This window comes from Nocardioides sp., assembly GCF_035481145.1.
Taxonomy (GTDB): Bacteria; Actinomycetota; Actinomycetes; order Propionibacteriales; family Nocardioidaceae; genus Nocardioides.
Map to the genome: position 1 here is coordinate 1 of NZ_DATIHB010000154.1, position 10,963 is coordinate 10,963.

The 10,963-nt window shown below is 70.6% G+C and carries 10 protein-coding genes; 3 read left to right on the plus strand and 7 right to left on the minus strand.

What is annotated here, in order from left to right; genetic code table 11:
* Positions 1-188 precede the first annotated feature (188 nt).
* From pgl to tkt, 4 genes are read right to left on the minus strand one after another with little or no spacing between them, the layout of a single operon-like run.
* Positions 189-908 carry a 6-phosphogluconolactonase gene (gene pgl, locus VLF38_RS13225; RefSeq protein WP_325271711.1) on the minus strand — a complete coding sequence of 240 codons (720 nt, stop codon included), beginning with the start codon at positions 906-908 and terminating at the stop codon, positions 189-191.
* Positions 908-2,578 carry a glucose-6-phosphate isomerase gene (gene pgi, locus VLF38_RS13230; protein WP_325271712.1) on the minus strand — a complete coding sequence of 557 codons (1,671 nt, stop codon included), beginning with the start codon at positions 2,576-2,578 and terminating at the stop codon, positions 908-910. Before pgi ends, pgl begins: the two co-directional genes overlap by 1 nt.
* Complete coding sequence (tal, locus tag VLF38_RS13235) at positions 2,575-3,675, minus strand: transaldolase (RefSeq protein WP_325271713.1); 1,101 nt, start codon at positions 3,673-3,675, stop codon at positions 2,575-2,577. The genes pgi and tal overlap by 4 nt, the downstream gene beginning before the upstream one ends.
* A gap of 48 nt (positions 3,676-3,723) precedes the next feature.
* Complete coding sequence (tkt, locus tag VLF38_RS13240) at positions 3,724-5,844, minus strand: transketolase (RefSeq protein ID WP_325271714.1); 2,121 nt, start codon at positions 5,842-5,844, stop codon at positions 3,724-3,726.
* Between the two features lie 120 nt (positions 5,845-5,964).
* On the opposite strand from tkt, the gene VLF38_RS13245 reads away from it, so the two are divergent.
* Positions 5,965-6,927: a heme o synthase gene (locus tag VLF38_RS13245; RefSeq protein WP_414689396.1), complete on the plus strand. Its 963-nt coding sequence runs from the start codon at positions 5,965-5,967 to the stop codon at positions 6,925-6,927.
* Positions 6,928-6,989: 62 nt separating this feature from the next.
* On the opposite strand, the gene VLF38_RS13250 is transcribed toward VLF38_RS13245, so the two are convergent.
* From VLF38_RS13250 to VLF38_RS13260, 3 genes are read right to left on the minus strand one after another with little or no spacing between them, the layout of a single operon-like run.
* On the minus strand, positions 6,990-7,889 hold the full coding sequence (locus VLF38_RS13250; protein ID WP_325271715.1) for a COX15/CtaA family protein: 900 nt from the start codon (positions 7,887-7,889) through the stop codon (positions 6,990-6,992).
* Positions 7,890-7,894: 5 nt separating this feature from the next.
* The gene (locus tag VLF38_RS13255; protein ID WP_325271716.1) at positions 7,895-8,680 is read right to left on the minus strand and encodes an ABC transporter permease; all 786 of its coding nucleotides are present in this window, start codon (positions 8,678-8,680) and stop codon (positions 7,895-7,897) included.
* A complete protein-coding gene (locus VLF38_RS13260) occupies positions 8,677-9,486 on the minus strand; it encodes an ABC transporter ATP-binding protein (protein WP_414689397.1) in 810 nt (269 codons plus the stop codon). Before VLF38_RS13260 ends, VLF38_RS13255 begins: the two co-directional genes overlap by 4 nt.
* Before the next feature lie 108 nt (positions 9,487-9,594).
* Between VLF38_RS13260 and VLF38_RS13265 the strand changes: the two genes are divergently transcribed.
* Both VLF38_RS13265 and VLF38_RS13270 read left to right on the plus strand, forming a co-directional pair.
* Positions 9,595-10,584 carry an ATP-binding cassette domain-containing protein gene (locus tag VLF38_RS13265; protein ID WP_325271718.1) on the plus strand — a complete coding sequence of 330 codons (990 nt, stop codon included), beginning with the start codon at positions 9,595-9,597 and terminating at the stop codon, positions 10,582-10,584.
* A partial coding sequence (locus tag VLF38_RS13270) for an ABC transporter permease (protein WP_325271719.1) occupies positions 10,581-10,963 on the plus strand: 383 nt, incomplete at its 3' end. The genes VLF38_RS13265 and VLF38_RS13270, both read left to right, overlap by 4 nt.

Sequence of the window (10,963 nt, forward strand, 5' to 3'; positions counted from 1 at the left end):
GGTGGTCACCCATGTGGTGACCACCCGTCGTTCATTCCGGGGCTGCCGGGAACGGGTGGGGCGTCATCCGCGCACAGTGTCGCGGGGATTCGCACCTGTGCAAGGACGCGCCGTCCCGTCCTCAGCCGTCGGCGTCGCTCGCGCCAGGCCGGAGGGGTCGCCGCGCTGCGCATCCCTCTGCTGGCAGCTCAGAGCAGCGAAGCGGCCTCGCGGTCGAGCCACCACACAGTGGCCTCACGGCCTCGTGGAGCGACTGCGGGCACCTCGACGGGGTCCACGGTGCCACCCGCGGGCGCAAGCGCCGCAGCGACGGCCTCCGCCTTCGCCCCACCGGAGGCGACGAGCCAGACCTCGGTCGAGCGCGACAGGCGCGCGGGGGTCATCGAGAGCCGCAGTGCTGGGGGCTTGGGGGAGTCGACCACCGCGACGGCGTCCCGCGTGGACAGCACATCGTCCTCGCGGCCGGGGAAGAGCGAGCACGTGTGCCCGTCCGGGCCCATGCCGAGCATGACGACGTCGAAGTCCGCGGAGGGGAACTCCTGGGCGTACGTCGCGGCGGCATCCTGGACCGGCTGGCCAGACTCCATCGCCGGCGGCACATGCACGAGATCAGGGGAGGCGCCGAGGGGCGTGAGCAGGTCGCGCTGGGCAGCCGCGCAGTTGCGCTCGGAGCTCCACGAGTCGACGTACCGCTCGTCGCCCCACCAGAACTCGACGCCGTACCAGTCGACGGTGCCTGGCGCGGTGGCGATCGCGCGGTGCAGCTCCTCGATGATGCTGCCGCCGGCGAGGACCACGCGCGGGACGCGGCCCTCTGCCTGCAGGCTCGCCAGGCGATCGGTGAGCGCGCTGGCAACCGTGGCGACCAGGGTCGTGGCGTCGTCCGCCACCTCGACCGAGATGCCCATCAGAGGACCCGGTGCTGGTGGTAGTAGTCGATCAGGGCCTGGGTGGACGCGTCCTGCTCGCCGAGTGCTTCCTCATCGTCGCCGAGGGCGGGGACGATCTGCTTGGCGAGCTGCTTGCCGAGCTCGACGCCCCACTGGTCGAAGCTGTCGATACCCCACACCGCACCCTGGGTGAAGGTGATGTGCTCGTAGAGGGCGATCAGCTGGCCGAGCACCGACGGGGTGAGCGCGGGCGCCATGATCGACGTCGTCGGCCGGTTGCCGGGGAAGACCCGGGCGGTGACGATCGGCTCAGGCGTGCCCTCCGCGCGTACCTCGGCCTTGGTCTTGCCGAAGGCGAGCGCCTGGGTCTGGGCGAGGAAGTTCGCGAGGAAGAGCTCGTGGACGTCGGTGTCGCCGTCGGTGAGGGGGTAAGGAGCGTTGGCGAAGGCGATGAAGTCGGCCGGCACGATCGAGGTGCCCTGGTGGAGCAGCTGATAGAAGGCGTGCTGGCCGTTGGTGCCCGGCTCGCCCCAGAAGACCTCACCGGTGGCGGAGCTGACGGGCGTGCCGTCCCACCGCACCGACTTGCCGTTGGACTCCATCGTCAGCTGCTGGAGGTACGCCGGGAAGCGGTGCAGCAGCTGCGCATAGGGGAGGACGGCGTGGGTGCCCGCATCGAGGAAGTTGCGGTACCAGACGTTGAGCAGGCCCATCAGTGCCGGGACGTTGCGCTCGATGGGCGTGGTGCGGAAGTGCTCGTCCATCGCGTGCATTCCGCCGAGGAACTCCGCGAAGCGATCGTGGCCGATCGCGATCGCGAGCGAGGTGCCGATCGTCGAGTCGACGGAGTAGCGGCCGCCCACCCAGTCCCAGAAGCCGAAGGCGTTGGCCGGGTCGATGCCGAACTCCTTGACCTTGTCGAGCGCGGTGGAGACGGCCACGAAGTGCCGGGAGACCGCTTCCTCGTCAGTGCCGTGGAAGGTACGGCGGGCCCGGAGGTTGTCGAGCAGCCAGGCTCGGCAGAGCCGCGCGTTGGTGATCGTCTCGAGGGTCGTGAAGGTCTTGCTGGAAACGATGAAGAGCGTCGTGGCCGGGTCGAGGTCGGCCAGCTTGAGCGCGGCGTCGGTCGGGTCGATGTTGCTGATGAAGCGGACCTCGAGGTCGCCGTGGCGATACGGCGCGAGCGCCTCGTAGGCCATCAGCGGTCCGAGGTCGGAGCCACCGATGCCGATGTTGACGACCGTGCGGACACGGCGGCCCGTGACGCCCTTCCACTCGCCCGAACGGACCTCGGTGGCGAAGGCGTACATGTGCTCGAGAGCCGCGTGGACGTCGGTCACGATGTTCTTGCCGTCGACCATGACCGTCGCATCGGCCGGTGCGCGCAGCGCGGTGTGCAGCACGGCGCGGTTCTCGGTGACGTTGATCCGCTCGCCGTCGAACATCGCGTCGCGGCGCTCGGAGAGGCCGACCTCGTCGGCGAGCGCGAGCAGCGCCGCAGCGATCTCGGGGGTGATCAGGGCCTTCGACAGGTCGACGTGGAGGTCCGCCGCCTGGAAGGTCATCCGCCTGACGCGCTTGTCGTCCTCGGCGAACCAGCCACGGAGGTCCGGCGTGAAGCCGTCGGCGTGCGACCGGAGCCGTGCCCAGGCCGCCGTCTGCGTCGCGTCGACCGGGGACTGGCTCACGAGCCGACCGCCGCCAGCTGGGCCGTCACGGTCTCGACCAGCTCGTCCCACGACGTCACGAACTTCTCGACGCCCTCCCGCTCGAGGACGACGAGGACGTCGCCGAAGTCGACGCCCACCGCAGCGAGCCGCTCGAAGACCTCAGCAGCCTCGGCGCCCCGGCCGGTGACGGTGTCACCCGTGACCTGGCCGTGGTCGGCGAAGGCCTGCATCGTCTTCTCCGGCATCGTGTTGACGCAGCCGTCGACGACCAGCTCGGAGACATACAGCGTGTCGGGGTACGCCGGGTCCTTGACGCCGGTGGACGCCCACAGCGGCCGCTGGCGGTTGGCACCCGCGAGGGCGGCGAATCGCTCGCCGGCGAAGACCTCGTCGTACGCGGCGTACGCGGCCCAGGCGTTGGCGAGGGCGGCCCTGCCCTTGAGGGCCGTCGCCTCCTCGGTGCCGATCGCGTCGAGGCGCTTGTCGACCTCGGAGTCGACACGGGAGATGAAGAAGGAGGCGACCGAGTGGATGGTCGACAGGTCGATGCCCTTCGCCGCCGCCTGCTCGAGGCCGGCGAGGTAGGCGTCCATCACGGCGCGGTAGCGCTCGAGCGAGAAGATCAGCGTCACGTTGACGCTGATGCCCTCGGCAATGGCCGCGGTGATGGCGGGAAGGCCGGGCTCGGTCGCCGGGATCTTGACCATCACGTTGGGGCGGTCGACCGCGGCCCAGAGCTGCTTCGCCTGGGCGATGGTGGCCTCGGTGTCCATCGCGAGACCGGGCTCGACCTCGATGGAGACGCGGCCGTCGTACGGGTTGGCGGCGTAGACGGGAGCGAGCACGTCGCAGGCGTTGCGGACGTCTTCCGTCGTGAGCTCGAAGATGGCCTCGGCAGCGCTGATGCCACGGGCGTGCTCTTCGCGCAGCTGGGAGTCGTAGCGCTCGCCGTCGGAGAGCGCGCCGGCGAAGATCGTCGGGTTGGTGGTGACCCCGACGACGGAGGAGTTCTTGACGAGGTCGGCGAGGTTGCCGGTCTCCAGGCGCTCCCGGGAGAGATCGTCGAGCCAGATGGATACTCCGGCGGCGGCGAGTGCTTCGAGTCGTTCGGACATGGGTGATCCTTCTCCTCTGTGGGCGGGCGGAGGCCCGCTGGTGGCGTGTCAGGCGGTGGCGGCGGCGATGCTGTCCTGGGCCGCGGCGACGACGGCGTCGGCGGTGATGCCGTACTCCGTGAACATGCGGGTGGCGTCGGCGGAGGCACCGAAGGTCTCGATCGAGACGATCCGTCCGGCGTCTCCGACCAGCTCGCGCCAGCCCTGGGCGATGCCCGCCTCGACGGAGACGCGGGCCTTCACGGTCGGCGGGATGACCGCATCGCGGTAGGCCTGCTCCTGGGCGTTGAACCACTCGATGCAGGGGAGTGAGACGACGCGGGCGCGGACACCCTGCTCGGCCAGCTTCTCGCGCGCGGCGACCGCGAGCTGCACCTCGGAACCGGTGCCCATCAGCACGACGTCGGGCTCGCCACCCTCGGCGTCGATGAGGACGTAGCCGCCCTTGTCGACGTGCTCGGTGGTGTTGAACCCCTGCTCGCCGCGGGGGAACGTCGGAAGGTTCTGGCGGCTCAGCAGCAGGCCGGCCGGACGGTCGGTGTTGCGCAGGACGGCGAGCCACGCGGCGGCCGTCTCGTTGGCATCGGCCGGACGGACGACGTCGAGGTGCGGGATCGCGCGGAGCGCGGCGGCGTGCTCGACCGGCTGGTGGGTCGGGCCGTCCTCGCCGAGGCCCACGGAGTCGTGGGTCCAGACGTAGATCGTCGGCGCCTTCATCAGTGCCGCGAGGCGGACCGCCGGGCGCATGTAGTCCGCGAACTGCAGGAACGTGCCGGCGAAGACGCGGGTGCCACCGTGGAGCGTGATGCCGTTCTGGATGGCGCCCATCGCGTGCTCGCGGATGCCGAAGTGGAGCACGCGGCCCGCGTACGGGTCGGCCTTCCAGTCGTGGGTGGCGTGAGCGGCGGGGAGGAACGACGGGACGCCCTCGATGGTGGTGTTGTTGGAGCCGGCGAGGTCGGCCGAGCCACCCCACAGCTCCGGCATGAGCGGCGCGATCGCGTTGATCGTCTTGCCGGACGCCGAGCGGGTCGCGACGCCCTTGGCGTCCGCCGGGAAGACCGGGAGCGCCTCGGCGAGGCCCTCGGGAAGCGCCCGGGTCTTCGTCCGCTCGAGGATCGCGAGCTCGGCCGGGTGCGCGGAGGCCCACGCGTCGTACGAGGTCGTCCAGGCCTGCTCGGCCTCCTTGCCCCGGGCGACGAGGCCGCAGGTGTGCTCGAGCACCTCGGGGCGGACCTCGAAGGTCTGGTCCGGATCGAAGCCGAGGAGGGTCTTGGTCGCAGCGACCTCGGCGTCGCCCAGCGCGGAGCCGTGGGAGGCCTCGGTGTTCTGAGCGTTGGGAGCAGGCCACGCGATGATCGTGTTGAGCACGATGATCGACGGCTTCTCCGTCTCGCCCCGCGCCGCCTGGATCGCGGCGTAGAGCCCCTCGACGTCCTCGTGGTAGCCGGCACCGTCGGCGTGGTTGCCACCCTTGGTCCAGTCGACGTGCTGCACGTGCCACCCGTACGCCGCGTAGCGCGCCGCGACGTCCTCGGAGAACGACACGTCGGTGTCACCCTCGATGGAGATCCGGTTGGCGTCGTAGATGACCGTGAGGTTGCCGAGCTGCTGGTGGCCGGCGATCGAGGAGGCCTCGGCGCTCACGCCTTCCTGCAGGTCGCCGTCGGACGCGATGACGAAGACGTCGTGGTCGAACGGCGAGGCGCCGTCAACGGCGTCGGGGTGGAAGAGGCCCTTCTCGCGACGAGCGGCCATCGCCATGCCGACCGCGGTCGCGATGCCCTGGCCCAGGGGACCGGTGGTGGTCTCGACACCGGCGGTGTGGCCGTACTCCGGGTGGCCGGGGGTCTTCGAGCCCCACGTGCGGAACGCCTTGATGTCCTCGAGCTCGAGACCGAAGCCGCCCAGGTAGAGCTGGACGTACTGTGTGAGCGAGGAGTGGCCGCAGGAGAGGACGAAGCGGTCGCGCCCGATCCAGGCGGGATCGGCCGGGTTGTGCCGCATCACCTTCTGGTAGAGCAGGTACGCCACCGGCGCCAGGCTCATGGCGGTGCCGGGGTGGCCGTTGCCCACCTTCTGCACCGCGTCCATCGCGAGCACACGCGCGGTGTCCACCGCCGCCCGGTCGAGATCGGTCCAGTCCAGCGGCGTGGCAGTGGAGCTCACGAGGGTCCTCTCCTGAGGGGTGACAATCGGCACGTTGCCCGGTCGGGGCATCACGTCCGAGCCTAGTCGGTCGTGCCGTTAGACTCGACCCGCATCCCACCCCGTTCCCCAGAGGTATCCGTGACCCACGTCGACCAGCCCGCCCCGGGCGTGGACCAGCCCCTTCCGGCTGTGACGACCGACGACGGACCCCCGACGTGGAAGGACGTGGTGGCGGCGTACGTCGGGCTCACCAAGCCCCGCGTCATCGAGCTGCTGCTGCTCACCACCGTGCCGGTGATGTTCTTCGCAGCGCGCGGCATCCCCGACCTGATGCTCGTGGTGTGGACCGTCATCGGCGGCACGCTGAGCGCCGGCTCCGCGTCGGCGTACAACTGCGTCTATGACCGCGACATCGACGAGCAGATGCGTCGCACCCGGCGCCGCGCGCTCCCGCGCCACATCGTCGGAGCTCGTGGTGCGTTGGTCTTCGCGACGGTGCTCGCCGTGCTGTCGACGGCGATCCTGTGGTGGGGCGTCAACCCGCTCTCCGCGGGCCTCTCGATCGGCGCCAACGCCTTCTACGTCTTCGTCTACACGATGCTGCTCAAGCGGCGTACGACGCAGAACATCGTGTGGGGTGGCATCGCCGGCTGCTTCCCGGCGCTCATCGGCTGGACCGCCGTCACCGGCGAGCTGGCCTGGACGCCGATCGTGCTCTTCCTGGTCGTCTTCTTCTGGACGCCGCCGCACACCTGGGCGCTGGCGCTGCGCTACCGCGAGGACTACGCGAACGTCGACGTCCCCATGCTCCCGGTCGTCAAGCCCGCGGCCGAGGTGGGCCGCCAGATCGTCCTCTACTCGTGGGTGATGGTGGCGACCTCGCTCGCGCTCTGGCCGATCGGCGACCTGGGCTGGTTCTACCCGTCCGCCGCGCTCGTCCTCGGCGTCGTCTTCCTGGTCGAGGCGCACCGGATGTGGGGCCGCGCGAAGGGCACCGAGTCGCTCTCCGACATCAAGCCGATGCGGCTCTTCCACCACAGCAACCTCTACCTGAGCCTGCTCTTCGTAGCCGTCGCTATCGACCCGCTGATCACCCGCTGACCAGCCCCGTCGATGCTCTCGCAGCGCCCACGGCGAGTCGCGCCCGCCGCGCATGCCGCGCGTCAGAGCCGGGCGCGCGTGGTGAGCACGACGCGGGCGAGGCCCGCGGCGACCAGGGCGGCGCCGAGCATGTGCAGGCCGACGAGGAGCTCGGGCAGGTCGAGCCAGTACTGCACGTAGCCCAGGACGCCCTGGGCAAGCTCGACGCCCAGCAGCACCGACGCGAAGAAGGCGAGCGTGCGCTCGGTGCTGCGGGCGGCGAGCACCATCAGCGCGACGGTCAGCAGGACGAGCAGCCAGACCGAGACCCCGTGCACGTGGGAGACGACCTGCGGGTCGAGTCCGGTGCGCTTCGACTCGAGGTCGCCCGAGTGGGGGCCGGAGCCCGTGACGACGGTGCCGAGCCAGAGCACGACCGCGCCGACCGCGAGGGTGGCCCACGACAGCGTGCGGGTGAGTGACGAGGCAGCAGCCCGCGACGGCCCGGCGAGCTCGTCGATCAGCCACACGCAGAGGCCGATCATCACCATCGAGACCAGGAGGTGGCCGGCGACGATCCACGGGTTGAGGTCGGTCAGCACGGTGATGCCGCCGAGGATCGCCTGTGCGGGGATACCCAGGGCGATCGTGATCGCCAAGGTGCGCGCCACGTCCCGCCGCTGCCACAGGGAGATGGCGCAGGAGATCGCGATGGCAGCGAGCACGTAGGTGAGCATCCGGTTGCCGAACTCGATCACGCCGTGGAGTCCGAGCTCGCCGTGCGGGACGTACGACGAGTCCGTGCACCGCGGCCAGGTCGGGCAGCCGAGACCGGAGTCGGTGAGACGGACCGCGCCGCCGGTCACCACGATGCTGATGTTGGCGACGAGGTTGGCGAGCGCGATACCGGTGACGTGTGCACGGCACCAGGCGGCGTACCTCGCGCCCCAGCTCGCCACCCGGCTCCGGGCGTTGGTGGTCATCGGATTCACTCCCACTTGAAGAACCTGCCAGCCAGCACACCGCCGGCGATGGCCCAGAAGAGCAGCACGAACATGCCGAGCGTGTCGCACTGACCGTCGGCGAGGCCGGAGCGCATGACCTCACCCAGTGCCCCGGATGGCAGCAGGCGCAGGACACCCGCGCCTCCGCCGTACGAGTCGTAGGGGAGGACGACGCCGCCGCCGAGCATGAGCAGCAGATAGACGAGGTTGGCGACGGCCAGGGTGGCCTCCGCGCGCAGCGTGCCGGCCATGAAGAGGCCGAGCGAGGCGAACGCCAGGGTGCCGAGGAAAGCGCCCGAGAGGGCGACCACGACCCCGATCACACCACCGCCCGGCTCCCAGCCGAGCGCGAGGCCGACGGCAGAGATCACGACCGCCTGCAGGACCATCACACCGAAGAGCGCGACCACCTTGCCGAGCAGGAGGCCGTGGCGGGGGAGCGGGGAGGCGCCGAGGCGCTTGATCAGCCCGTAGCGCCGCTCGAATCCCGTGGCGATCGCCAGCGAGGTGAACGACGTGGAGAGCACGCCGAGCGCGAGCACGCCGGGGGTGAGCACGTCGACGACGCGGCGGTCGAACTCCAGTCCGAGCCGCTCTGCCCCGACGACACCGCCGACCAGTGCGAGCACGGGGATGACGAGCGCGATCAGCAGCTGCTCGCCGTTGCGGAGGAGGAGCTTCGTCTCCATCGCTGCCTGGGCGCGCACCTGCTGGAGCAGTGGTGCGGCGCCGGGCGCCGGGGCGAAGGTCCCCCGCTGGTCGAGGGTCATGACTCGAGCTCCCGTCCGGTGAGGTGGAGGAAGACGTCCTCGAGCGTGCGGGATCCGAAGCTGATCGACTGGACATCGACCCCGTGGGTGCGGCTCCAGTCGTCGATCGAGGCGCGGAGGGCGTCGGACGCGGACGTCTCGAGCTCGCGGTCCACGACGAGCCGCACGGTTGCCGACGACCCGCGCGTGAGCTCCTCGGGCGTGCCGGAGGCGACCAGTGCGCCTCGATCGATGATGTGGACCATGTCGGCGAGGCGCTCGGCCTCCTCCAGATAGTGCGTCGTGAGGACGATCGTCACGCCATCCGCCCTGAGCTCCTGCAACAGCTCCCACGTCGTACGCCGGGCGGCGGGGTCCATGCCCGCGGTCGGCTCGTCGACGAAGACCAGCTCGGGCCGGCCGACGACAGCCATCGCCAGGCCGAGACGCTGCTGCTGGCCTCCGGACAGGCGGCGGAAGGGGGTCTTGCCGCAGTCGCCGAGGCCGAGGCGCTCGACCAGCATGTCGACGTCGAGCGGGTGCGCGTGCAGCGACGCGATGTGCCGCAGCATCTCCACCGCGCGTACGCCGGACCACGCACCGCCGCTCTGCAGCATGACGCCGATGCGGGGGAGCAGCTCGCGGCGCTGGCTGACCGGGTCGAGCCCGAGCACGCGGACGGTGCCGCCCTGGGGCTTGCGGAACCCCTCGCAGGTCTCGAGGGTGGTGGTCTTGCCGGCCCCGTTGGGACCGAGGACGGCGGTGATGGAGCCGCGCTCGACGGTGAGCGAGAGTCCGTCGACGGCGACCTTGTCGCCGTACCGCATCACGAGGCCGTCGATCTCGACGGCGGGAGCGGAGGTAGCGGGCACGGGCGCAAGTGTAGGAACGAAAGTCGGATGCCGTTGTCGGTGGGCGCCGCTAGCGTCGTGATCATGACCACCAATGGCCGGGGGGCACCCGCAATCGAGGCTGATGGCCTCGTCAAGAAGTTCGGCGACAACGTGGCTGTGGACGGTGTCAGCTTCGCCGTCCCCGAGGGGACGGTGACGGGTCTGCTGGGGCCCAACGGCGCGGGCAAGACCACGACCGTCCGGATGATGACGACACTGACCAAGCCCACCGCAGGCACGGCGCGCGTCGCTGGCTTCGACGTGCGCGAGCACCCGGGGCAGGTCCGGGCGCGGCTCGGGCTCACCGGCCAGGCGGCGACTGTCGACGAGCTGCTGACCGGCCGGGAGAACCTCCGCCTCATCGGCTCCCTCTACGGCCTGCCGACGGCAGAGGTGAAGCGGCGCGGCGACGAGCTGCTCGAGCGCTTCTCGCTGACGGACGCCGCAGGCCGGATCGCCAAGGGCTACTCCGGTGGCATGCGGCGTCGGCTCGACCTCGCGGTCAGCCTCATCGCCCACCCGCCGGTGCTCTTCCTCGACGAGCCGACGACGGGCCTCGACCCGCGCAGCCGCGTCGAGCTCTGGGCGGTCCTGCGCGACCTGGTCCGCGACGGCACGACGTTGCTCCTCACGACGCAGTACCTCGAGGAGGCCGACCACCTCGCCGACGACATCGTGGTCATCGACCGCGGCACGGTCATCGCCCACGGCACCCCGCTGCAGCTCAAGGACGCGGCGGGCAAGGCGTCGATCGTCGTCACCGTGTCGCATGCGAGCGACCTCGAGCAGGCCGAGCGCCTGGTCCGCGCCTCGATCGCCGAGCTCCACGTCGATCCGGCCGCCCGCCAGATCACCGCTGCGGCCAACGGCCTCGCCGACATGACGCGCATCGCCGGAGTCTTCGCCGACAGCGGCATCGAGCTCGACGACCTCGGTCTCAAGCGACCGAGCCTCGACGACGTCTTCCTGCACCTGACCGGCCACCGGGCCGAGGACGATCAGGCCACCGAGACCGAGGAGGTCCTGGCATGAGCACGACCACTGCCCGTGAGGTCGGCGTCTCCCGCGGTGGCCTGCTGCGCCAGTCGCTGGTGATCACGCGTCGCAACCTCACGCACATCAAGCGTATGCCGGAGATGCTGCTCGACGTCACGATCCAGCCGGTGATGTTCGTGCTCCTCTTCGCCTACGTCTTCGGCGCCTCGATCCAGACTGACTCGCAGGCCGGCTACCGGGAGTGGCTCCTGGCCGGGATCATGGGCCAGACGATCACGTTCGCGTCGTTCATCGTGGCGCTGGGGCTGACCGCCGACCTCGACAAGGGGATCGTCGACCGGATGCGGTCGCTGCCGATCAACCCGGCTGCCGTGCTCGTCGGCCGCTCCATCTCCAGCCTGATCCACTCGAGCAT

Bases quoted from the DNA above. Each gene is read 5' to 3' on its own strand.
- pgl (WP_325271711.1), bottom strand. From the start codon at position 908: ATGGGCATCTCGGTCGAGGTGGCGGACGACGCCACGACCCTGGTCGCC.
- tal (WP_325271713.1), bottom strand. From the start codon at position 3,675: ATGTCCGAACGACTCGAAGCACTCGCCGCCGCCGGAGTATCCATCTGG.
- VLF38_RS13250 (WP_325271715.1), bottom strand. From the start codon at position 7,889: ATGACCACCAACGCCCGGAGCCGGGTGGCGAGCTGGGGCGCGAGGTAC.
- VLF38_RS13255 (WP_325271716.1), bottom strand. From the start codon at position 8,680: ATGACCCTCGACCAGCGGGGGACCTTCGCCCCGGCGCCCGGCGCCGCA.
- VLF38_RS13260 (WP_414689397.1), bottom strand. From the start codon at position 9,486: ATGCGGTACGGCGACAAGGTCGCCGTCGACGGACTCTCGCTCACCGTC.
- VLF38_RS13265 (WP_325271718.1), top strand. From the start codon at position 9,595: ATGACCACCAATGGCCGGGGGGCACCCGCAATCGAGGCTGATGGCCTC.